This window comes from Paraburkholderia sp. BR10882, assembly GCF_040948855.1.
GTDB lineage: Bacteria > Pseudomonadota > Gammaproteobacteria > Burkholderiales > Burkholderiaceae > Paraburkholderia > Paraburkholderia nodosa_A.
In genome coordinates, this window is the sequence record NZ_JBFPKP010000013.1 from 178,775 (window position 1) to 200,221 (window position 21,447).

The 21,447-nt window shown below is 66.0% G+C and carries 19 protein-coding genes and 1 pseudogene; 11 read left to right on the forward strand and 9 right to left on the reverse strand.

Going from position 1 to position 21,447, the window contains the following annotated elements; genetic code table 11:
• Window positions 1–132: 132 nt before the first annotated feature.
• The gene (locus AB3X99_RS28405; protein WP_342949057.1) at window positions 133–891 is read left to right on the forward strand and encodes a glycosyltransferase family 2 protein; all 759 of its coding nucleotides are present in this window, start codon (window positions 133–135) and stop codon (window positions 889–891) included.
• Window positions 892–906: 15 nt separating this feature from the next.
• On the opposite strand, the gene AB3X99_RS28410 is transcribed toward AB3X99_RS28405, so the two are convergent.
• A complete protein-coding gene (locus tag AB3X99_RS28410; protein WP_368618793.1) occupies window positions 907–4,485 on the reverse strand; it encodes an indolepyruvate ferredoxin oxidoreductase family protein in 3,579 nt (1,192 codons plus the stop codon).
• A 258-nt stretch (window positions 4,486–4,743) separates the two neighbouring features.
• Between AB3X99_RS28410 and AB3X99_RS28415 the strand changes: the two genes are divergently transcribed.
• From AB3X99_RS28415 to AB3X99_RS28430, 4 genes are all read left to right on the forward strand, one after another.
• On the forward strand, window positions 4,744–5,349 hold the full coding sequence (locus AB3X99_RS28415; RefSeq protein ID WP_368618794.1) for a hypothetical protein: 606 nt from the start codon (window positions 4,744–4,746) through the stop codon (window positions 5,347–5,349).
• Window positions 5,350–5,626: 277 nt separating this feature from the next.
• On the forward strand, window positions 5,627–6,784 hold the full coding sequence (locus AB3X99_RS28420) for an HPP family protein (RefSeq protein ID WP_368618795.1): 1,158 nt from the start codon (window positions 5,627–5,629) through the stop codon (window positions 6,782–6,784).
• Between the two features lie 120 nt (window positions 6,785–6,904).
• Window positions 6,905–7,318, forward strand: coding sequence for a MarR family winged helix-turn-helix transcriptional regulator (locus AB3X99_RS28425; protein ID WP_069265794.1), 414 nt, complete (start codon window positions 6,905–6,907; stop codon window positions 7,316–7,318).
• Window positions 7,319–7,330: 12 nt separating this feature from the next.
• Complete coding sequence (locus AB3X99_RS28430; protein ID WP_368618796.1) at window positions 7,331–9,133, forward strand: chloride channel protein; 1,803 nt, start codon at window positions 7,331–7,333, stop codon at window positions 9,131–9,133.
• Window positions 9,134–9,149: 16 nt separating this feature from the next.
• Here AB3X99_RS28430 and AB3X99_RS28435 read toward each other — a convergent pair whose 3' ends face one another.
• From AB3X99_RS28435 to AB3X99_RS28450, 4 genes are all read right to left on the reverse strand, one after another.
• On the reverse strand, window positions 9,150–9,557 hold the full coding sequence (locus AB3X99_RS28435; protein ID WP_368618797.1) for a DUF2000 family protein: 408 nt from the start codon (window positions 9,555–9,557) through the stop codon (window positions 9,150–9,152).
• A gap of 98 nt (window positions 9,558–9,655) precedes the next feature.
• Complete coding sequence (locus AB3X99_RS28440) at window positions 9,656–10,513, reverse strand: sigma-70 family RNA polymerase sigma factor (RefSeq protein WP_368618798.1); 858 nt, start codon at window positions 10,511–10,513, stop codon at window positions 9,656–9,658.
• Window positions 10,510–10,986, reverse strand: a complete 477-nt coding sequence (locus AB3X99_RS28445) for a carboxymuconolactone decarboxylase family protein (protein WP_368618799.1) — start codon at window positions 10,984–10,986, stop codon at window positions 10,510–10,512. The genes AB3X99_RS28440 and AB3X99_RS28445 overlap by 4 nt, the downstream gene beginning before the upstream one ends.
• A gap of 141 nt (window positions 10,987–11,127) precedes the next feature.
• Window positions 11,128–11,898 (reverse strand): alpha/beta fold hydrolase, encoded by a 771-nt coding sequence (locus AB3X99_RS28450; RefSeq protein ID WP_368618800.1) that lies wholly within the window; start codon window positions 11,896–11,898, stop codon window positions 11,128–11,130.
• Window positions 11,899–12,071: 173 nt separating this feature from the next.
• On the opposite strand from AB3X99_RS28450, the gene AB3X99_RS28455 reads away from it, so the two are divergent.
• On the forward strand, window positions 12,072–12,692 hold the full coding sequence (locus AB3X99_RS28455; protein WP_368618801.1) for a TetR/AcrR family transcriptional regulator: 621 nt from the start codon (window positions 12,072–12,074) through the stop codon (window positions 12,690–12,692).
• Here the strand turns inward: AB3X99_RS28455 and AB3X99_RS28460 are convergent.
• Window positions 12,677–13,453, reverse strand: coding sequence for an SDR family NAD(P)-dependent oxidoreductase (locus AB3X99_RS28460; RefSeq protein WP_069265787.1), 777 nt, complete (start codon window positions 13,451–13,453; stop codon window positions 12,677–12,679). The two genes, AB3X99_RS28455 and AB3X99_RS28460, sit on opposite strands and share 16 nt — an antisense overlap.
• Before the next feature lie 189 nt (window positions 13,454–13,642).
• Here AB3X99_RS28460 and AB3X99_RS28465 point away from each other — a divergent pair, with 189 nt between their 5' ends.
• Window positions 13,643–14,542 carry a LysR family transcriptional regulator gene (locus AB3X99_RS28465; protein ID WP_368618802.1) on the forward strand — a complete coding sequence of 300 codons (900 nt, stop codon included), beginning with the start codon at window positions 13,643–13,645 and terminating at the stop codon, window positions 14,540–14,542.
• Window positions 14,543–14,672: 130 nt separating this feature from the next.
• Here AB3X99_RS28465 and AB3X99_RS28470 read toward each other — a convergent pair.
• Window positions 14,673–14,759 (reverse strand): annotated as a pseudogene (locus AB3X99_RS28470) (LysE family translocator); the annotation flags it as partial.
• Window positions 14,760–14,827: 68 nt separating this feature from the next.
• The gene (locus AB3X99_RS28475; protein ID WP_368618803.1) at window positions 14,828–15,229 is read right to left on the reverse strand and encodes a hypothetical protein; all 402 of its coding nucleotides are present in this window, start codon (window positions 15,227–15,229) and stop codon (window positions 14,828–14,830) included.
• A gap of 108 nt (window positions 15,230–15,337) precedes the next feature.
• Here AB3X99_RS28475 and AB3X99_RS28480 point away from each other — a divergent pair, with 108 nt between their 5' ends.
• Both AB3X99_RS28480 and AB3X99_RS28485 read left to right on the forward strand, forming a co-directional pair.
• Entirely contained in the window at window positions 15,338–16,306 is a 969-nt protein-coding gene (locus AB3X99_RS28480) for a LysR family transcriptional regulator (RefSeq protein WP_368618804.1), read from the forward strand.
• 149 nt (window positions 16,307–16,455) lie between these two features.
• Complete coding sequence (locus AB3X99_RS28485) at window positions 16,456–17,475, forward strand: alcohol dehydrogenase (RefSeq protein WP_368618805.1); 1,020 nt, start codon at window positions 16,456–16,458, stop codon at window positions 17,473–17,475.
• A gap of 64 nt (window positions 17,476–17,539) precedes the next feature.
• On the opposite strand, the gene AB3X99_RS28490 is transcribed toward AB3X99_RS28485, so the two are convergent.
• Window positions 17,540–19,306, reverse strand: a complete 1,767-nt coding sequence (locus tag AB3X99_RS28490; RefSeq protein WP_368618806.1) for a SulP family inorganic anion transporter — start codon at window positions 19,304–19,306, stop codon at window positions 17,540–17,542.
• A 411-nt stretch (window positions 19,307–19,717) separates the two neighbouring features.
• Between AB3X99_RS28490 and AB3X99_RS28495 the strand changes: the two genes are divergently transcribed.
• On the forward strand, window positions 19,718–20,302 hold the full coding sequence (locus tag AB3X99_RS28495; protein ID WP_069265976.1) for an ANTAR domain-containing response regulator: 585 nt from the start codon (window positions 19,718–19,720) through the stop codon (window positions 20,300–20,302).
• A 19-nt stretch (window positions 20,303–20,321) separates the two neighbouring features.
• A complete protein-coding gene (locus AB3X99_RS28500; protein ID WP_368618807.1) occupies window positions 20,322–21,443 on the forward strand; it encodes a CmpA/NrtA family ABC transporter substrate-binding protein in 1,122 nt (373 codons plus the stop codon).
• Window positions 21,444–21,447: the final 4 nt, after the last annotated feature.

Sequence of the window (21,447 nt, forward strand, 5' to 3'; positions counted from 1 at the left end):
GCGAGCGCCGAAGCATCCGGATACGACGTGCCCGCGCACGATGCGCCGGACGTCCGCCCGGGCGGTTATGCACGCGCAGCGGCGCGACCTAGAATTTTTTCAGGGTCTCCCGCTGTCGAGGCACCCGCTGCCATGGCCACGCCTTCGTCCACGCATCTCGTCCTGATCCCGAGCTACAACCCGGGCGCCAAGCTCGACGAAACCGTGCGCGGCGCACGCGCGCAATGGAACCCCGTGTGGGTCGTGGTGGACGGCAGCACGGACGGCAGCGCCGCGCGCCTGCAGGCCATGGCCAACGACGACCCCGGCCTGCACGTCATCGTGCTGCCCGACAACCGGGGCAAGGGCGGCGCGGTGCTCGCGGGGCTCGAAGCCGCCGCGGCGCGCGGATTCACCCACGTGCTGACGATGGACTCCGACGGCCAGCACCCCGCCGCGCTGATTCCCGAATTCATGGCCGCCTCGCAGGCCGCGCCCGACGCCATGGTTCTGGGCCTGCCGAAGTTCGACGCGAGCGCGCCGCAATTGCGCGTGCAGGGACGACGCCTGTCGAACTTCTTCGCCGACTTCGAGACGCTGTGGGCCGGCATTGGCGACTCGCTATACGGCTTTCGCGTGTACCCGATCGCGCCACTGAAGGCGATCATGCACCGCCAGACGTGGATGCGCCGCTTCGACTTCGATCCCGAAGCCGCCGTGCGCCTGTGCTGGGCCGGCGTGCGGCCCATCCAGATCGAAGCGCCGGTGCGTTACTTCGGCGCCGATGAAGGCGGGGTCTCGCATTTCAACTACGTGCGCGACAACCTGCTGCTCGCGGGCATGCATCTGCGGCTCGTGAGCGGGTTCGCGCTGCGCCTGCCGCGCTTGCTCGGCAGGCGCCTGCTGCCCTGATCGCTGCTTGGCTCGTTACGCCGTGGCGCGCTGCGTAGCGGGCGTGCGGTAGTCGGCCAGCAAGCGCTCCTGCTTTTTGCCGGCCGCAGCGAGATTGCGCGCCTTGACGTGGCCGAAGCCGCGAATCTCGTCGGGCAGCGCCGCCAGTTGCAGCGCGACGGGCAGGCGCTGCGCGTCGAGGCTCGCGCAGAATTCGTCCACGAGCGCGACGTATTGCGCAATCGAGCGGCGTTCGTCGCGACGCTCTTCGGTCTTGCCGAACACGTCGAACGCCGTCCCGCGCAGCCCCTTCATGCGGGCCAGCGTGCGCAACACCGGCAGCACCCACGGACCGAAGCGGCGCTTCACGAGATGACCGTGCTCGTCGCGCTTCGCGAAGAGCGGCGGCGCGAGCCAGAAGTTCAGCTTGTAGTCGCGTCCCGGCTCGCCTTCGAACTGCTCACGCAGCTTCTGCAGATACGCGGGATCGGCGTAAAGACGCGCGACCTCGTATTCGTCCTTGTAGGCCATGAGCTTCGCGAGATTCACGGCAACGGCGCGCGTGAGCGGCAGCTTCGCGTCGCAGCCAAGCGCTGTCTCTTTCACGCGAATGCGCTCGACCACGCGCCGATACTGCTGCGCATAGGCGGCGTTCTGATACGCCGTGAGCAGCGCTTCGCGCGCGGCGATCACCTTGTCGAGCGATTCGGGCATGCGCACAACGACGGCTTGCGGCTCTGCCTGCGTCCTGGTGAGCGCGCGCACGACCGCCTCGCCATGATGCGCGACATAGCGGCCCCAGTTGAACGCCTGCTGGTTCTTCTCCACCGCCACGGCGTTGAGTTCGATCGCACGACGCAGATGCGCGAGTTCGAGCGGCAGCCAACCCTTTTGCCACGCATAGCCCAGCAGCAGCGGATTGCTGTAGATCGTGTCGCCGAGCAAGGCCAGCGCGAGCGCATTGGCGTCCACGAACGCACAGCCCTCGCCGATGCTCGCACGGAGTTCAGCCTCGGTTTGCGCACCCGGAAACGTCCACTTCGGATTCTTGACGAATTCCGCGGTCGGCGTCGCGCCGCTGTTGATCGCCGCGACCGTCACGCCATGCTGGGTGCGCGAGAGCACGTCGCCCGAAGCGGAGACGATCGCATCGCAGCCGATCACGAGGCGCGCCTCGCCCGTGGCGATGCGCGTGGCGTGCAAGGCGGCGGGCGTCGCCGCCACCTGCACGTGGCTCAGCACGGCGCCGCCCTTTTGCGCGAGCCCGGCCATGTCGAGCACGGTCACGCCCTTGCCTGCAAGATGCGCGGCCATGCCGATCAGGCCGCCGATGGTCACGACACCCGTGCCGCCCACGCCCGTCACGAGGATGCCGTAAGGCTTCGCCAGTTGCGGGAGCACCGGCATGGGCAGCGCGTCGAAATCGATCGATGCGGCGCTGGACACGTTCGCCGCGCGCGGCTTGCGCAACTGCGCGCCCTCGGCCGTCACGAAGCTCGGGCAAAAGCCCTTCACGCACGAAAAGTCCTTGTTGCACGACGACTGGTTGATCTTGCGCTTCGTGCCGAGCGGCGTGTCGAGCGGCTCGACGGACAGGCAGTTCGATTGCACCGAGCAGTCGCCGCAGCCCTCGCACACGGCGTCGTTGATGAACGCGCGGCGCGCCGGGTCGGGATAGGCGCCGCGCTTGCGGCGACGGCGCTTTTCGGTGGCGCAGGTCTGGTCGTAGATCAGCACGGTGGTGCCGGCGATTTCGCGCAACGTGCGCTGCACGCTGTCGAGCTGGTCGCGATGATGAACATCCACGCCTGCCGGCAATGCGATCTTTGCGTCGTATTTTTGCGGCTCGTCCGTGACGATGACGATGCGCTTCGCGCCTTCGGCATGCACCTGATGCGCGATCTGCGGCACGGTGAGCACGCCGTCCACGGGCTGGCCACCCGTCATCGCCACCGCGTCGTTGTAGAGAATCTTGTAGGTGATGTTGGCGTTCGATGCGATGGCCGCGCGAATCGCCAGCAGTCCTGAGTGAAAGTACGTGCCGTCGCCGAGATTCACGAACACGTGCCTGTCTCCCGAGAAATGCATCTGGCCGAGCCACGCCACGCCCTCGCCGCCCATCTGGCTGAACGTTTCCGTCTTGCGGTCCATCCACATCGACATGTAGTGGCAGCCGATGCCCGCCAGCGCACGCGAGCCTTCGGGCACATTCGTCGAGGTGTTGTGCGGACAGCCCGAGCAGAACCACGGCTTGCGCTCCACCGTCACGCGCGGCTTCGCTGCCTCGCGTTCCTTCGCCTCGATGATCGCCACGCGCGCGAGCATACGCGCACGCACCTCCGCGGGCACGTCGGCGCGCGCGAGACGCCGCGCAATGGCCTTGGCGATCAGTGCGGGCGAGAGTTCGTAGTGCGCAGGCAGCAGCCAGTTGCCGCGCGGCACCGACCATTCGCCGCCTTCGTTGTCGCGCTCGTCGAACTTGCCGTAGATCTTGGGACGCACGTCTTCGCGCCAGTTGTAGAGCTCTTCCTTGAGCGCGTATTCGAGAATCTGGCGCTTTTCCTCCACCACGAGAATTTCTTCGAGCCCGGTGGCGAAGCCGCGCGCGTCCTGCGCGTCGAGCGGCCACACACAGCCCACCTTGAGCACGCGCACGCCGATCCGCGCGCAGGTCTCGTCGTCGAGGCCGAGGTCGGTGAGCGCCTGGCGCACGTCGAGATACGCCTTGCCCGCGGTCATGATGCCAAAGCGTGCGCGCGGCGAATCGATCACCACGCGGTTCAGGCGGTTCGCGCGCACATAGGCAAGCGCGGCGTACCACTTCTCGTCGAGCAGGCGCGCTTCCTGGGCGAGCGGCGTGTCGGGCCAGCGGATATTGAGCCCGCCTTCGGGCATGGTGTAGTCGGCGGGCGTGACGATTGCCACGCGATCCGGGTCCAGGTCGATCGACGCGGTCGATTCGATCACGTCGGTCACGCACTTCATGGCGACCCACAAGCCGGAGTAGCGGCTCATGGCCCAGCCGTGCAAACCGTAGTCGAGATATTCCTGCACGTTCGCGGGATAGAGCACGGGAATGCCCGCCGCGATGAGCGCGTGCTCGGACTGGTGCGCAACCGACGACGACTTCGCCGCATGGTCGTCGCCCGCGAGCACGAGCACGCCGCCGCGCGCGTCGCTGCCCGCGGAGTTGGCGTGCTTGAACACGTCGCCGGTGCGGTCGACGCCGGGGCCCTTGCCGTACCACATGCCGAACACGCCGTCGCGCTGCGCGCCGGGCCAGAGATTGATCTGCTGCGTGCCCCACACGGCGGTGGCGGCGAGGTCTTCGTTCACGCCGGGCTGGAACACGACGTCGTGGGCCTGGAGGTGCTTTTTCGCCTTCCAGAGCGACTGGTCGAGCGCGCCGAGCGGCGAGCCGCGATAGCCCGAGACGAAGCCCGCGGTATTCAGGCCGGCCTTGCGGTCGCGCGCCTTTTGCAGCATGGGCAGGCGTACCAGCGCCTGGGTGCCGCTGATGTACACGCGGCCCTTTTCCAGCGTGTATTTATCGTCGAGCGAAACGGATGCGGCTAGCGATGCAGCGTCTACGGCGGCACGGTCTGGGGCGTTCATGGCGGGGCTGTCTCCGGAATCGGTACTTCATCGGTACGTTTTCCGGGCGAGTATAGGAAGCCGATATGCCATCGTAAAATCACAAATTGGGAACACCGGTATGCGAAAAACGGATGGCTGGACGCGCAGTCATCCCCGCGTCGACGGGCGCTTGCTCAAGCGCCTCGGGCATTTGCCGTTAACACGCGGGACCAGCAACCACTCATTCCGGAGTCCCGCTTGCACGCGAAACCACGCGCCCTGCCATCTGCATCTGTCTTGTTCGGAACCCTGGCCGCAACCCTGCTGATCAGCGGCTGCGTCTCGAGCCCCCGAGTCGCCACCGCCCCCGCGCGCCCCACGACCGTGGTTGTCGCTCCCCCGCCGCCGCCCCCGCCTGTCGTCGTCGCACAACCCGTTTATGTGCCGCAACCGTACGACGCCTATGTCTCGGTCGTGCTCGACCGCGACGTGGTCTACGCCGGCGGCAGCACGTATATCTGGATCGTGGGGCCGGACGGCCACCGCCAGCGCCGCTACTACGGCCGCGGCGATCTGCGCGGCGAAGTCCTGCACCGCCGCGCGGAACTGCGGGTGGTGATGGCGCATAACGAAGGCCATCTGCCGATGCAACATGCGCACATGTCCGAGCCCCAGCGCGTGCGCGTGACGATGCAGCCGCACGGCACGCCGCCGCATGGCTACCGGCCCCAGCCGGGCGGGCATCCGCCGGCGCACACCGCCCAACATCGCCCGCCGCCTGCGCCGAACCGCAACGCGAACGCCAGCGCCAACGCCAATGCCGGCCATCACCGCCACCCCGACGGCCATTCCAACGCCGCTCCCGCGCCGCGTTTCGCGGGTCAGCCGCCGCATGCCGGTTAAGGCTGGCTAAAACTTGAAGTTCGAACCGGCGGCCAGCGTTCACTGGCCGGCCTAAAATGCGCCGCCGCCCCTCTGGCGGCGCCTCCTCCCCTTGCCGCACCTGCCGCCGCCCGCTGCGCGGTTACGGTTGCGTCCCCAAAAATTCCTGCCCGAAGTGCATCCTCGGTACAACATCGCCGCGACTAAGTGACGCGATATATATCACATCGCGATATAATCCCTGTTCTTTGGGCGGCGCCGAGCCGTCTGCGCTCCCCATCCGTTTCCGCTCCGAATCGTGTCACGCTTCAAGGTCCTTCGCTGGCTCACCCGCTTCACCCCTTCCAGGGTCACCATCACATGGCGCGAGCGCCTGCGCTCGGGCGGCGGCGCGCTGGTCGGCATCGCGCTGACTGGGGCGCTCGCACACCGGCTGCCTGGCGGCGATCCGGGCATTGCGTACCTGATCGCCCCGATGGGCGCCTCCGCCGTGCTGCTGTTCGGCGTCCCCGCCAGCCCGCTCGCGCAGCCCTGGTCGATCATCGGCGGCAACCTCGTTTCCGCCACCGTGGGCGTGACCGCGGCGATGTGGATCCATGACCCCGTGCCGGCTGCCGCCGTGGCCATCGCCGTGGCCATCGTCGCGATGTTTACGCTGCGCTGCGTGCATCCGCCCTCAGGCGCGGTCGCGCTGACCGCGGTGCTGGGCGGCCCGGCCGTGCATGCGCTCGGCTATGAGTTCGTATTCGTGCCCGTCGCGCTGCAGTCGTTCCTGCTGCTCGGCGGCGCGCTCGTCTATCACGCCGCCACGGGGCATCGCTATCCGCATGCCGCGCGGCGCCCGCGGGTGGCCGGCCCCGTCCCCGCGCAAGCCGGTTTCACGCGTGCCGACCTCGAAGCCGTGCTGCGCGAGCGCGACGAAATGCTCGACATCGACACCGACGACCTGGAAGCCGTGCTCCAGGACGCCGAGATCCGCGCCTACGCGCGCAGCTTCGGCGAACTGACCTGCGCCGACGTCATGTCGGCCAACGTGGTGAGCATCACGCCCGCGACGACCGTGGGCGAAGCGCGCTCGCTGCTCAAGCGCCACGATGTGAAGGCACTGCCCGTGGTGGACGCGCATCGCCAGGTGAAGGGCATCGTCACGCGCGCCGACCTCGCCGACGACGGGCGCGAACGGCATCCGCTGCGTCTCATGCTTTGCGCGATTGCGCGCCTGTTCCGGCAGCACGCAGAGTCCGGCCAGAGTGTCGGCACGCTGATGACCACGCATGTGCTGACCGTCGCGAACACGACGCCGATCGTCGAACTCGTGCGTATTTTTGCGGGCCGCGGGCACCACCATGTGCCGGTGGTCGATCACGAACACCGGCTCGCGGGCATCATCACGCAGGCCGATTTGATCTCCGGGCTCTATCACCAGGCGAAGACGCCGCAGCAGGCACCGGCCTGAACCGCTTGGCGGCCAGAATCGCGGCCATACACCTGGCCGCATGCCGACGTGACGGGCGTTTTCGGGAATAAATGTCACATCGTGATATATTAGGAAACTAAACCGTTCCAGGGACTCCCGATGAAAAAAAGCGCGCGCGAGCTCGACAAGGTCGACTTTGAACAGCTGTCCGAATTTCGCTACCAGATGCGTCGCTTCGAGCGCTTCTCGGAGCAGGCCGCGCAGGCCGAGGGCATCACGCCGTTGCAATACCTGTTGCTGCTGCATGTGAAGGGTTACCCCGGCCGCACGTGGGCGACCATCGGCGAGTTGGCCGAGCGTTTGCAGGCGCAGCATCACGGCGTGGTGGCGCTCGTCTCGCGCTGCGAGGCGATCGAACTCGTCGAGCGCCGCGTGAGCGAGCGCGACCGGCGCCAGGTGGAAGTGCATTTGCTCGCTGCCGGCGAAAAGCTGCTCGCGCGCCTGGCCGAACTGCATCGCGCCGAGTTGAAGTCGCTCGAAGGCGCATTCACCATTCCGCGTATCGATCTTTAGGGCCTGCTCACCATGCATTCCGACGATTCCCACAAGCGCGACTTCTCGGCGAACGCACGCCTGCCCGGCATCAGCGCGCTGGCCGCCGTGATTGGCGCACTGGCCACGCTCGCGGCGTTCGTGCTGCTGAGCCTGATCCACTGGTTCACGAACCTGTTCTTCTTCGGCCAGTTCTCTTTCGCCGACCGCTCGCCCGCGCTCAACACGCTCGGGCCGTGGGTCATCGTCGTGCCGGTAATCGGCGGACTGATCGTCGGGATGATGGCGCGCTTCGGCTCCGAAAAAATTCGCGGCCACGGCATCCCCGAAGCCATCGAAGCCATTCTGTTCGGCAAGAGCAAGATGTCGCCGAAGGTGGCCGTGCTCAAGCCGCTTTCGTCGGGCATCGTGATCGGCAGCGGCGGCCCGTTCGGCGCGGAAGGCCCGATCATCATGACGGGCGGCGCGCTCGGCTCGCTGCTCGCGCAGTGCGTGCGCGTCACCTCCGCCGAGCGCAAGACGCTGCTCGTGGCGGGCGCGGCCGCGGGCATGACCGCCGTGTTCGGCACGCCGGTCGCGGCCGTGCTGCTCGCCGTCGAACTGCTGCTGTTCGAATGGCGCCCGCGCAGCTTCCTGCCGGTGGCGCTCGCGTGCGCGGTGGCCGGCTTCGCGCGCTCCGTGTTCTTCGGCACGGCGCCGCTCTTTCCCATGCAGACCCTGCCGCCGCACGCCGTGGCGCTCTTCTCGTGCATCATCGCCGGGCTGCTGGCGGGCGCGCTCGCATCGGGGCTGTCGGGGGCGCTCTACAAGGTCGAGGACCTGTTCGGCCATCTGCCGCTGCACTGGTCGTGGTGGCCGGCCATCGGCGGGCTCGTGGTGGGCATCGGCGGCTTCATCGAGCCGCGCGCGCTCGGCGTGGGCTACGACGTGATCGGCGATCTGCTGCATCAGCACATCGTTCTTCAGGTCGCCATTGCGATTCTGGTGGTGAAAGCCGTGATCTGGGTCGTGGCGCTCGGCTCCGGCACCTCGGGCGGCGTGCTCGCCCCGCTGCTCATGCTCGGCGCCGGGCTCGGCTCGGTGTTGAGCCACGTGCTGCCCGGCAGCGACCCGGCGCTGTGGCCGCTCGTGTGCATGGCGGCGACGCTCGGCGCCACGCTCGGCGCGCCGCTCACGGCCATCGTGTTCGCGTTCGGCCTCACGCACGATACCAATGCGCTGCTGCCGCTGCTCACGGCCACGCTGGTTGCGCACGGCTTCGCGACGGTCGTCATGAAGCGCTCGATCATGACCGAAAAGATCGCGCGCCGCGGTTATCACATCTATCGCGAGTACGGCGTCGATCCGCTCGAGCGCCATTACGTCGATGAAGTGATGACCCGCACCGTCGATACGATCGACGCGAACGTCACCGTGCGCGACGCCCTCGACCGCTATTTCGGTTCGACCCAGCAGCGCCGCGCCTTCCCGGTGCTGCGCGACGGCGCGGTGCTCGGTGTGGTGGATCGCGCGATGCTCGACGCCGTGCGCGCGAGCGCCGCGACCGAAGCCCTCGACACGCCACTCGGCTCGTTGCTCGCGCAACGTTCCCCCGACATGGCGCTGCCCGCGGAAACCTGCCGGCAGGTTGCCACGCGCCTCGCGATTCACGGGCTCGAACGCCTGCCCGTGGTTGCCGACCGCGAATCGCGGCGGCTCGTGGGCATCGTCTCGCGCAGCGACCTCGTCAAGCTCTCGCTTGCGCACTTCGAGGAAGAGCACAAAAAGGAGCGCTTCCGCCGCATTCCCGTGGGCAACGGCAAGCGGCGCTTTCCGCCGGTGCGCAAGGCGGGGTGATGGAAACGGCGCGCGTCTACTGATGCAGCGCCAGCCCCTTCACGGCCTTGTCGACCGCGTTTTTCGGGCCGTATAACGCGATTCCCACCAGATCGGGATTCTCCGGGTCCTCGGCGCGAAAAACCTCGCGGTTCGCCGCGTCGTGGCCCGTCGAAAACATGGCGTGCACATACGGCACGATCGTGAGTTCGCGCGACACGCCGCGCCGCAGCGTCGCCTGCAATCCCCCGACATCGGCGCCATAGATCATCATCGGCTGGCCCAGCATCCTGCCGTAGCGTTGCCCGCGCGCGTCTTCGTAGGGCTCGCCAAGCGCTTCGGGCACCGCCGCCGCAATGCCCGTGGCGAGAAACGCGGTCACATTGAGCTTCTGCCAGACCGCGAGGTTTTCCCGCACGACCAGCGCGACTTTCGTATCGAACATGCTGCCTCCTTTTTCGAGGCAGTCATGATCCTCGAAACGCCGCTGCAAGTCTGGAATGTTTGTGCACGGCGGCTTGGGCCGCCCGGAAGCCGCACATCTCAGTGCAGATGCCGCAGCTTGTCCGGATTGCGCATCACGTAAATGGCCGTGACCTTGCCGTCTTCGATCTCGAGCGCGGTGGTCTGCAACTCGCCATCGGCCTCGCGCGAGACGAAGCCGGGCAGGCCGTTGATGAAACCCGCGCGCACGAAAGTCGAGCCATTCTTGCGGAACAGGTCGGCTAGCTGCGCATGCAGCTTCATCACACTCTCGAAGCCGAACACCGGGCGGCCGATCGCCGGGCGCTTGCCGCCGCCGTCCGCGTGCAGGCTCACGTCATCGGCAAGCATGGCGCCCAGCGCGCTCATGTCGCCGCTGCGCGACGCCGCGAAGAACGCCTGCGCCAGCTCGAGGCCGCGCGCTTTCTCCACATGAAAACGCGGGCGCGCCTCTCGCACATGAGCGCGGGCGCGCGCCGCGAGCTGGCGGCATGCGGCGCTCTCGCGCCCGATCGTGGCCGCGACTTCGTCGAACTCGAGCCCGAACACGTCGTGCAGCAGGAACGCCGCGCGCTCCAGCGGCGAGAGGCGTTCGAGCGCGAGCATGAGCGGCAGCGTGACGTCCTCCTGCTCGTCCTCTTCGACGACCGGGTCGGGCAGCCACGGACCGACATAGGTTTCGCGCTGATGCCGCGCCGATTTGAGCTGGTCGAGGCACATGCGCATCACCATGCGGCGCAGGAACGCCTCGGGCACGCGCACCTCGTCGCGCTCCACGTCCGCCCAGCGGATGAACGCGTCCTGCACGATGTCCTCGGCGTCGGCGACCGAGCCGAGCATTCGGTACGCCACGCGGATCAGCTTGCGCCGCAGCGGATCGAAACTCGCCGCGGCGTCCGTGAGGCCAGCGTCCGTCATGCGGCAACCATCTTCCTGGCCATGGCCTTCGCCGCCGCCGGATCGACCCACAGGCCGAAGCCGACCGCAAGGCGGTTCCAGCCGTTGATCACATTGATCATCAGCGTGAGCTTCGCCTGCTCCTCCTCGGTAAAGTGGTCGGTGAGCGCCGCGCGTGCATCCTCCAGCACATGACCTTCGGAAAGGCGCGTGAGGGCGTCGGTCCAGCCGAGCGCCGCGCGTTCGCGGTCGGTATAGCAAGGCGCTTCTTTCCACGCGGAAAGCAGGTAGAGACGCTGTTCGGTCTCGCCTTCCTCGCGTGCGTGGGCGGTATGCATGTTAAGACAATTCGCGCAGCCGTTGATTTGCGACGCGCGCACCTCCACCAGCGCAATGAGGCTCGGCTCGAGGCTCCCGGACACGGCGAGCGAAGTGCCCATCCAGGACTTCATCAGGGTCGGGGCGGCGGCGAACAGGTCGAGCTTGGCAGTCATGTTGCATCTCCTTTCGGTTGGGTTGCCATGACATGACGAGACAGCCTGGGCCGCGTGTGACATTGGGGCGAAAAAAGTTCGTTAGCGACAATTGCGCCGCCTCGGCCGGTATCACGGCCGGAGGCGGCTCGTCACGCTGCATCACTCTTTGGCCGACTGCGCCGCGGCTTGCTCGATGACCTTCGCCACTTCCGCCGGATGCGACATGTAGACCACGTGGCTTGAATTGATCTCGACCGTCTTGCTGCCTGCGCGCTGGGTCATGAAGCGTTCCAGATCGGGATTGATCGCACGGTCCGCCGTCGCCACGACGGCCCAGCTCGGTTTCGTTCGCCAGGCGGCGTGCGTGATCGGAACGCCGAATGACTGCGCGGCGGGCGTGACCTGCGAGATGGCCATGAAGCGGGCCTCGGCGGCGGGCAGGTCGGCGGCGAAATCCGCGTGGAAATTCGCCGGGTCGATATACAGGTGGCCGTCGGCGGTGGCCTTGATCGCCTGGGTGGCCGGCGGCGTCTTCTTCGTCAGTTCGAGCGGCGATTCTCCCGTATCGGGCTGGAACGCGGCCACATAGACGAGACCCGCGACCTTGTCGTCATTCCCCGCCTCGGTCACGACCGCGCCGCCGTAGCTGTGGCCGACGAGGATGCTCGGGCCGTCCTGGGCGTCGATCACGCGGGTCGTCGCCTTCACGTCGTCGTCGAAGGACGTTTCCGGCTCCTGCACGACGGACACCTTATAGCCGTCGCGCGTGAGGATCTTCGACACGGCCTGCCAGCCCGAACCGTCGGCGAAGTAGCCGTGCACGAGCACGATGTTCTTGACCGGTGCGGCCGTGGCGGCCTGCGAGCCGAGCGCGGCGGCGCAAAGGGCAACGGCGGCGGCGATGCGGGTGACGTATGAGGAAATCTTCATTTTCATGCTCCAGGTGATTTTGAGGGCTCGACAGGGCGTCGCCTGTTCGATGCAGCCATCCTACTAGTAGGATGGCTGAGGAACAAGAAAAATCTTGCAGGGGCTTGGGGGTGGCAATGGGTTCCCGCTCCGCGTAAGCTGTCGGTAATTCAACCGACTAGATGGTAGGCAAAATGACAGTAAGCGGCGAACTGACGGCCGACAGGATCATCGCGGCGGGACGGCAGCTCATCATGCGGCGCGGCTACAACGGCTTCAGCTATGCCGACATCGCGGATGCGATCGACATTCGCAAGGCCAGCATTCACCACCATTTCCCCGCCAAGACCGATCTCGTGGTGGCGGTGCTGGACGCGTGGCAGGAAGCGCTCGACGCCGATGTGGCGGCGCTGGAGGCGAGCGGCGCGGACGCCATCGCACAGTTGCGCGCCTACATCGGCCATTGGGAGCGCTGCATTGCCGACGACACGGCTCCGTTCTGTGTCGCGGGCATGCTGGGCGCCGAACTGCCTTCGCTGCCCGAAGAAGTGGCTCAAGGGGTGAAGACGTTCTTCGATCGCCTGACGGCGTGGCTCGAGCGGGTGCTCGAAGCCGGCGTGAAGGGCGATCTCCTCAAACTGGATTCGTCGGTTCACGCCGAAGCGGCCACGCTCGTCTCGCTGGTCTACGGCGCCATGCTCGCTGCGCGGGCGTATGCGAACGTCGAGCTGTTCAAGCAGGTGACCGAGGATGCGGTCGAAAGACTGGTCAAGCCTCGCAAACGCACCCGCTCCACCGGTCAGGCGACCGAGTAGCCGCCGTCGGCCACCAGCGCGTGGCCTGAAACGTAGCTCGAGTCGTCGGAGGCGAGGAACGCCACGATCGTCGCCATCTCCTGCGCGGTGCCCCAGCGGCCAGCGGGCGTGCCGGCGGCGAACTGCTGCTGCACTTCGGCCGATGGCCAGATGCCGCGATGATGGAACGGCGTCTCGATCAACCCCGGGCACAGTGCGTTTACGCGTATGCCTTGGCGGAACCATTCGATCGACGCCGATTTGGTCATGCCGACTACCGCGTGCTTGCTCGCGATATACACCGACGCGTTCGCGAAACCGATCAGCCCGCCCATCGAGGCGTTGTTGATGATGCTGCCCGCGCCTTGCTCGAGCATGACCTGCGCTTCGTATTTCATCGCGTTCAGCACGCCGCGCACGTTCAGGTCGAAGACCATGTCGAATCTTTCGGAATCCTGTTCGATGAGCGGCGCGAATACGCCCTCGGTTCCCGCATTGTTGAAGGCGATGTCAAGGCGCCCGTAGGTCTGCACCGTGTAATCGACGAGACGCTCGATGTCGACCTCTTTCGAAACGTCCGCCACGAAGGTCGACGCTTCGCCACCCTCGCCCGAAATCTGCTGCACGAGCTGGTCGAGTTCGTCCTTGCGGCGGGCCGCCACGACGACCTTTGCGCCGCGGCGGGCGAGTTCGACGGCCGAAGCGCGGCCGATACCGGAGCTTGCGCCGGTCACGAGTGCAATCTTGCCTTCGAGCTGCCGTTGTGTGCTGATCGTGTTCATGATGTCGTCCTTTGTTCCAGTGGATATTGCGCAGGGTCTGGCGCGCTTGTCGCGGCTACATTGCCTCACGCCTGGAACGAAGTATGGATACGCAGCCCTCGAAGGTGAATGGAATAATCGCGCTTTCACAATTCCTGATTTGGGAATTTTCAACGACAATGGCTCGTCATTCTCAGCGCAGGAACAATCATGCTCAATCGCCTTGATCTCCTGAGGATCTTCCTGGCCGCCTCGTCGTGTACGAGCTTTCGCGAAGCCGCCGCGCGACTCGGCGTTTCGCCGCAAGTGGTCACGCGCGCGGTGCGTGAGCTGGAGGAGCAACTGAGGGAAACCCTGTTCCATCGCAATACGCGACGCGTGCAGATCACGACCTTCGGCCAGTCGTTCGTCGCACGCGCGCAGGCCGCGCTAGCAGGCGTCGACGGTCTGTTCGGCCAGGCAAGCATGAGCGACGACGCAATGGGCGTTGTGCGCATTACCGCGCCGTCAGCCTTGGGCCGCTACTACGTACAGCCGATTTTGATGGAATTGATGGCCCGCCATTCCGGTCTGATTGCCGATCTCAGACTCTCGGATGCCCCCTCGGCCGTCGTGGACGAGCAGATCGACCTGGGCGTGCGTGTGGGCGCAATTGGCGACAACCGGTTTGTCGCGCGCGCTATCGGTCCACTACCGGTGTGGACTGTCGCGTCGCCTGCATTGATCGCGCGGTTGGGAGAACCGAAGAACTTGAAGGACCTCGAAGCACTGCCTGTGACGTGCCTGATCGACCCCGCAAGCGGTCGTCCGTGGCCATGGATGTTCCGCGGCGAACGCCACTTCCAGCCGGCTGCACCTGCATTCGTAACCAACGATACTTCCGTGGAGGTCGAAGCAGCTTGCGCTGGAATTGGCTTCAGCCAATGCACCGAATATCTGATTCGGCCTTACATTCGGCGAGGTCAACTCGTCCGGCTTCTACCTCGCCTCGATCCCGATCCCTGGAAGCTATACGTCTACCGTCCCCAACGCGGCCCGGTGTCGAGGCGAGTCCGTGTCGTATTCGACGAACTGGTTGCCAGACTTCCCCTCGCAACGTTGCGTGAGTAGCTGGCGCGCCCCGAAGAGCGAACGTCAGTTCAACGCGAAAGCGAAGTCTGAAACCGGGCTAGAAACGCGTCGCCAGGAGTTTGATCCCGACGATCCCGAATACGACAGCGCTGCGACCGTCGCCCAAAGCGTTGCTCGGCCCGGCACTCGCGGTGCCGACGAAATACGCTGTGTAGGCAAGCAGCAGGTTGGTCGAGAAGAAGGCGTTTCCAGTCATGATTGAAAGGGGTTTCAAAACGTTGATATGCGATGCAAGCAAGCATGCTCCGGACGCTCCAGTGCCTGCTACTGGGGGGCAGGCGAATTCAAAAGCTTGCTCAACGGCTTCAGCGGGCCTATTGGGAAGAGCGAGAACGTCATCAAATGCGCTTTCCCCAAGGGCAGTGCCTCGAGCATTTCATGCGCTTGGTCGACGTCCGTTACGTTCAGGATGAATGCCACCCCGGCCCGGTCTTGCAGTGAATACCACTGATCAATCTTGCCCTCGAGGTAAAGCTGCGCCGTCTCGCGCACTTCAGTCGGAAACGTGTGTTGGACAAGTTGCATGTCCGTGCCCGGCGGAAAAGTGCCGATCGCCAGAATCTTCGTGGTTGGCGTGGCAGGCATAGGCGTGGTTTGCGACATGGAAACTCCAGCAGAAGCGACCAGCACAGAGGCGATGGTCGAATTAAGAAGAAGGCGTTTCATTCAGCGTCCAGTGACTGTGGTGCGAGCCGCTGATGCTCCGGCCCAATGGCTGGTGCCAAGGTATCATCGCTATTCGCACGCGGCTATCCATCACATTGTTGACGGGCCATGAAGCAGAACTTCACAGTCAGGCAGGGCGCGCTGGACGGCGTGGAAGTGTTCCTGAGCGTTGCCCGGCATCGCAGTTTTCGCAAGGCGGCCGCGGAGCTCGGTGTGACGCCCTCGGCTATCAGCCAGACAGTACGTGTACTCGAAGCGCGCATTGGCGCAGCGCTCTTCATCCGCAACTCGCGCAGTGTCGGCTTGACCGAAGCCGGCGAACAGTTTTTCGCGCGCGCCAAGCCCGCCTTCGAGGAGCTGGTCGCCGCCAGTGAGCTGGCGCGTGGACTCGGCCAGCGACCGGCGGGATTGCTGCGCCTCTCGGCGCCGCGCGCGGTGATCCCCACTCTGCTTGAGCTGGTCACATCGTTCTGCAAGGCTTATCCCGAGGTCGAGGTGGAGCTTGCTGCGAGCAAGGAGGTGACCGACCTTGCTGCCGAAGGCTTCGACGCCGCTGTCCGGCAGGGTCATCTCGTTGCTCCCGATATGGTCGCGGTGCCGATGACGCCGCCGTTCCGTCTCATCGTCGTCGGCAGCCCGGGCTACTTCGCCGGGTCAGGCCCGCCCGCTCACCCGAACGACCTGCGCCAGCATGCCTGCTTGCGATGGCGGCGGTCCAACGGCGCGCTCGCCCTATGGTCCTTCAACGACGAAGACGAGCCGATCGAGATCGCCGTATCCGGCCCCCTCATCGCCAGTGACTTTCCCACCGTGCTGGGCGCTGCGTCAGAAGGACTGGGCCTCGCCCAGGTACCCGAGCCGCTGGCCGCTGCCGGGTTGAGATCGGGTGAACTGATCGAGGTGCTGGCGGCCTACGCGCCGATGAGGCCCGGGGTGTTTCTCTGCTATCCGGACCGCCGGCAGGTCATGCCGAAACTGCGCGCGTTCATCGACCATATGAAGAGCCGCACGGCGGGCGATGGAAAAGTCCGCGTAAAAGCTGATGCAAAACGCGCAAGGTCGCAAATAGAAAGCTGATGCCGCAAAGCATTCACAAACGCCGAACGCTAACAAACATCCCCTACGCCGCGCAGCGCGAAGCGCTCGCACCATCGTCCTACAATGTCGCATAGCCATACGTCGCCACGACATCACCGGTGCAAACCTCTCTTTCCCAGGAGCAGACGATGCCAAAGATGCACGTAGTGCAGGTAGCAAAACCCGGCGCCCCTCTCGAACTGGTCGAGCGCGATATTCCCGAGCCGCCCGAGGGACACGTCCTCGTCAAGGTGCAGGCCTGCGGGATCTGCCATAGCGATTCCCTCACGAAGGAAGGCCACTGGCCCGGCCTGCAGTTTCCTCGCGTGCCCGGCCACGAGATCGCAGGCGTGATCGAAAAGCTTGGCCCGCGCGTCGACGAATGGAAGGTTGGGCAGCGCATCGGCGTAGGCTGGCACGGCGGCCACTGCGGCCATTGCGAACACTGCCGTCACGGCGACTTCGTGCTCTGCAAGAACGGGCAGATTCCCGGCATCAGCTACGACGGCGGCTATGCCGACTACATGGTGGCGCCGCAGGAAGCGCTCGCACGCATGCCCGACGACCTCTCCGACGTCGACGCCGCGCCGCTCCTGTGCGCGGGCATCACCACCTTCAACGCGCTGCGCAACAGCGGCGCACGCGCGGGCGATGTCGTGGCGATTCTCGGCATAGGCGGTCTCGGCCATCTCGGCGTGCAGTACGCCCGCAAAATGGGCTTCGTCACCGTCGCCATCGCGCGCGGGCAGGACAAGGCGCCGCTCGCGAAACAGCTCGGCGCGCATCACTACATCGACAGTTCCTCGCAGGACGTCGCGCAAGCCTTGCTCGCGCTGGGCGGCGCGCGCGTGATCCTCGCCACGGCCACGAGCGGCAAAGCCATGAGCGCTGCGCTGGGCGGGCTCGGCCTGAACGGCAAGCTGATCATGATCGGCGTATCGGAGGAGCCCGTGGAAGTGCCGATCACGCAGTTCATCATGGGCCGCCACTCAGTGCAGGGCTGGCCCTCGGGCACCGCCGCCGATTCTCAGGATACCCTGGCATTCAGCGCGCTCTCGGGGGTGAAGCCGATGATCGAAGAATATCCGCTGTCGCGCGCGGCAGAAGCCTATGAACGGATGATGAGCGGCAAGGCGCGCTTTCGCGTGGTGCTCAAGCCCGGCGCCTGACGCGCATCGAGGCGAAGTGCGGTGCGATGCGGCGCTGGGAGGCTGGCACCGCATCGGCTTTTCACTACCGTCCCGTTTGCGGCCCGGCCTCGTCCTTCGCGAGGCCGGTCTCGTCGACATAGCGATCGACAGCACTGCTCACGGTCGGATCGAAGCGCTCCGGACCGATGTCTTCGAGCAAATCGAAGCGCTTGAGCTTGTCGCGCACCGGGTCCTTCATCTCAGCGAAATGCAGCGCGATGCCGCGCTCGCGCAACGTATGAGTCAGTTCGCGCAGCATGTCGGCGGACGTGACGTCCACACTCGTCACGGGCTCCGCCGCCACCACGACCCGGCGCACCGGCGTGGGCGACGCTTCCACCGCCTCCATCAGGCGCTGCTGAAACAATTCGGCATTCGCGAAAAACAGCGGCGCGTCCCAGCGAAACAGCACGAGTCCCGGCGTGCGCACCGCTTCGGGATAGCGCTCGATGTCGTGATAGCCGCGCACGCCCTCCACACGGCCGAGCACTGCGAAATGGGGCCGCCAGCCGTCCCAGAGGAATTCGATCACGGCGATCAGGACGGCAAGTCCAATGCCGGGAATCGCCCCGAAAACCGCGACTGCCACGAAGCAACCGATCGACAGCCAGAACTCCCACTGCTGAATCCGGTAGATGCGTTTGAGATCCGCGATTTCGAACAGGCCGAGCGCGGCGGCGATCACCACGGCGGCGAGCGCGCTATTGGGCAAATAGCGCAACAGATTGGGCGCGACCATGAGCAGCGCCGCCACGGCGAGCGCGCCGACTACGCCGGTTAGCTGGGTGCGTGCACCTGCGGCTTCGGCAACCGGCGTGCGCGAGGCGCTGCTGCTGATCGGAAAGCCCTGGAACAAGCCGGCCGCGAAGTTCGCCACGCCGAGGCCCACCATCTCCTGGTTCGGGTCGACGCGCGCATGAAAGCGCGCTGCATAGGTGCGCGAGAGCACGCTCGTATCGGCGAAAGCGATCAACGCGACGGCCGCGCCGCCCAGCACGATCTTGACCAGGTCCGCGTTGGCGACCCATGGCAGCGAGAGTCCAGGCAAACCCTGGGGAATCGTGCCCAGCACTTTCACGCCCACGGTGTCGAGATGAAAGAGACTGACCGAGAGCGTGGCCACGATCACGGCAATCAGGATGCCGGGTACTTTGTCGAAGCGCTTGAGCGCGAGGATCAGCACGAGGCTTCCCGCGCCCACGGCGAAGCTGTACCAGTTCGCCTCGCCGCGCGCGACGCCCTGGGCGAGGCTGAGCAGGTCTCTCATCGGCCCCTGCTCGTCGATGGAGATGGCGAAGAGCTTCGGCAACTGGCTAATGAGCACGGCGAGCGCAATGCCGTTCATGTAGCCGTAACGAATGGGCTTGGACAGCAGCTCCGTGATGAAGCCGAGCCGCAACAGCCCCATGACCACGCAGACGAGCCCGGAAACGATCGCCATCATGCTCGCCACGCCGATGGCGCGTGCGGGGTCGCCGCCCGCTACCTGCACCACCACGGCGAGTATCGGCGCGGCAAGCGCGGAGTCGGGGCCGAGCACGAGAATGCGGCTGGGCCCGAAAATGGCGTAGGCCAGCAGCGGAATGATCGTGGCATAGAGACCGTATACACCCGGCACACCGGACGCCGCCGCGTAGGCAATGCCGACCGGCACGAGCATGGTGGTCAGCACGAGTCCCGCAGCGAGATCGTTGAGCAACCAGGCGCGTTGATAAGTCCTGAACAACGTGACGCCGGGCAGCCAGCGCAACCAGGGCTGGCTTGCGCTGGCACTGGCGGGCTGTGCGTTGGGGGAAGCAGGTCTTTCCATTTCCATTGGCCGGTTAATTGTCGTGAGAATGCTGGCGCTGGGAATCGTGGAGCCGACGGCGTGCGCTAAAAAGAATAGGTGAAATATGCGTGTCACAAAAGACGCCGCGGTCCGCTGTCTTGACGCCGGAGTCCTGAGCGCGGACTCATGCTGCCCTCCGGCACTTTTTCGGGCATCGCCCGCGACCACTGCGCCAACCGGGTGCGCCGTATCGCCCATCGCACTGCTGCGGTGCACAACACATCGCGCGCCGAGTTTTTGCGAGGCGCACCCAAAACCCCAAGCGGCATGGCTTTGCGGCCAACGGACAAACTGGCACGCACTTTGCTGAACCCTCATGCGCGCCCAGCGATGGCGCGCAATGCACCGATTAACCGTCGAAGACGTCGTGCCGACGACCACCCAATCCTCATGCTGCGCGTACTGCTCGTAACCGACACCGACAAGCCTATCGGCGACCTGCGCGACGCGCTCGCCAAGCTCGGCTACGACATGCTCGCCGAGCCCGCCACGCCGCAGGCGCTGCATCGCGTCGTCGAGCGCGAGCGGCCCGACGTCATCATCATCGACACCGAGTCGCCCTCGCGCGACACGCTCGAACAACTCGCGGTGATGAACGCCACCGCGCCGCGCCCGGTGCTGATGTTCAGCCACGACGCCAACCAGCAGTTGATCCGCTCGGCCGTGAATGCGGGTGTGACCGCCTATCTCGTGGAAGGGCTCGCGAGCGAGCGCCTTGCACCGATCCTCGAAGTCGCGCTCGCGCGCTTTGCACAGGAAGCGCAGTTGCGCGAGCGTCTCACGCAGGCCGAAAACGAACTGGCCGAGCGCAAGCTGATCGACCGCGCGAAGCGCATCCTGATGGAGCAACAGAAGCTGACCGAACCCGCGGCCTACGCGGCGCTGCGCAAACGCGCGATGAACGAGAGCGTGAAGCTCGCCGAAGTCGCCCGCCAGATCGTCGCGCTCGCGCAAGCGCAGGAACGACCCGATTGAGCAGGAACGAAGCTCGCCCATGAACGCCACCCCTACCCTCGCCGCGCCCGAGAAAACCCATCTGAAGATCGGCTTCGTGCCGCTCGCCGACGCCGCGCCGCTCGTCGCCGCGAAGCTGCTGGAGTTCGGCCACGCGCACGGCCTCACGCTCGAGCTCTCGCGCCAGCCCTCGTGGGCGGCGCTGCGCGACAAGCTGCTGTCCGGTGAACTCGACGCCGCGCATTCGCTCTACGGCCTCGTCTATGGCGTGCAGCTCGGCCTGGGCGGCCCGCAGACCGACATGGCCGTGCTGATGGTGCTCAACCGCAACGGCCAGGCCATTACGCTCTCGAACCGTCTCTCAGATGCGCTCGCCGAACACGGCTCGCTGCCGCGCGCGCTCGCCACGCTTGCGCGCAAGCCCGTGTTCGCGCAGACCTTCCCCACCGGCACGCACGCGATGTGGCTGTACTACTGGCTCGCTTCGCAAGGCGTGCATCCGCTGCGCGACATCGAGAGCGTGGTGATACCGCCGCCGCAGATGGTGGCCGCGCTCGCCGAAGATCGCCTCGACGGCCTGTGCGTGGGCGAGCCGTGGCCAGGGCTCGCGCAGCAGCGCGGCGTAGGACGCACGATCATCGCGAGCGGGGCGATCTGGCCGGATCATCCCGAGAAGGTGCTCGCCTGCCGGCGCGATTTCGTGGTGCGCCATCCGAACACGGCGCGCGCGCTCGTACAGACGATGCTCGAAGCGTGCCGCTGGCTGGACGGCGAAGGCAATCGACGCGAGATTGCGCAATGGCTTGCGCGCCCGGAGATGCTCGGTGTGGAAGCCGGGCTGATCGCGGCACGGCTCGAAACGGACACGACATCACGCACGCCGGGCATGAAGTTCTTCGAGGAAGGCCGCGTGAACTATCCGCACGAATCCGAAGGCGTATGGTTTCTGACGCAGTTCGAACGATGGGGCATGCTCGCGCGCCGAAGCGACTATCGCGAGATCGCGCGCGGCTTGAACCAGACCGCGCTGTACGGGCAAGCAGCGGCGGCGATGGGAATCGCGCTGCCGGCCGGGACGGCCACCGCGCCGTTCGTCGATGGACGCGTTTGGGACGGGGAGGACGCGGTGGGGTATGTGGAGGGATTCGGTATCAAGGCGTAAGCGC

Bases quoted from the DNA above. Each gene is read 5' to 3' on its own strand.
- AB3X99_RS28430 (WP_368618796.1), top strand. From the start codon at position 7,331: ATGCATTCCGACGATTCCCACAAGCGCGACTTCTCGGCGAACGCACGC.
- AB3X99_RS28425 (WP_069265794.1), top strand. From the start codon at position 6,905: ATGAAAAAAAGCGCGCGCGAGCTCGACAAGGTCGACTTTGAACAGCTG.
- AB3X99_RS28465 (WP_368618802.1), top strand. From the start codon at position 13,643: ATGCTCAATCGCCTTGATCTCCTGAGGATCTTCCTGGCCGCCTCGTCG.
- AB3X99_RS28445 (WP_368618799.1), bottom strand. From the start codon at position 10,986: ATGACTGCCAAGCTCGACCTGTTCGCCGCCGCCCCGACCCTGATGAAG.
- AB3X99_RS28460 (WP_069265787.1), bottom strand. From the start codon at position 13,453: ATGAACACGATCAGCACACAACGGCAGCTCGAAGGCAAGATTGCACTC.
- AB3X99_RS28490 (WP_368618806.1), bottom strand. From the start codon at position 19,306: ATGGAAAGACCTGCTTCCCCCAACGCACAGCCCGCCAGTGCCAGCGCA.
- AB3X99_RS28450 (WP_368618800.1), bottom strand. From the start codon at position 11,898: ATGAAGATTTCCTCATACGTCACCCGCATCGCCGCCGCCGTTGCCCTT.
- AB3X99_RS28440 (WP_368618798.1), bottom strand. From the start codon at position 10,513: ATGACGGACGCTGGCCTCACGGACGCCGCGGCGAGTTTCGATCCGCTG.
- AB3X99_RS28405 (WP_342949057.1), top strand. From the start codon at position 133: ATGGCCACGCCTTCGTCCACGCATCTCGTCCTGATCCCGAGCTACAAC.
- AB3X99_RS28500 (WP_368618807.1), top strand. From the start codon at position 20,322: ATGAACGCCACCCCTACCCTCGCCGCGCCCGAGAAAACCCATCTGAAG.
- AB3X99_RS28435 (WP_368618797.1), bottom strand. From the start codon at position 9,557: ATGTTCGATACGAAAGTCGCGCTGGTCGTGCGGGAAAACCTCGCGGTC.
- AB3X99_RS28410 (WP_368618793.1), bottom strand. From the start codon at position 4,485: ATGAACGCCCCAGACCGTGCCGCCGTAGACGCTGCATCGCTAGCCGCA.
- AB3X99_RS28485 (WP_368618805.1), top strand. From the start codon at position 16,456: ATGCCAAAGATGCACGTAGTGCAGGTAGCAAAACCCGGCGCCCCTCTC.
- AB3X99_RS28495 (WP_069265976.1), top strand. From the start codon at position 19,718: ATGCTGCGCGTACTGCTCGTAACCGACACCGACAAGCCTATCGGCGAC.
- AB3X99_RS28475 (WP_368618803.1), bottom strand. From the start codon at position 15,229: ATGAAACGCCTTCTTCTTAATTCGACCATCGCCTCTGTGCTGGTCGCT.
- AB3X99_RS28455 (WP_368618801.1), top strand. From the start codon at position 12,072: ATGACAGTAAGCGGCGAACTGACGGCCGACAGGATCATCGCGGCGGGA.
- AB3X99_RS28480 (WP_368618804.1), top strand. From the start codon at position 15,338: ATGAAGCAGAACTTCACAGTCAGGCAGGGCGCGCTGGACGGCGTGGAA.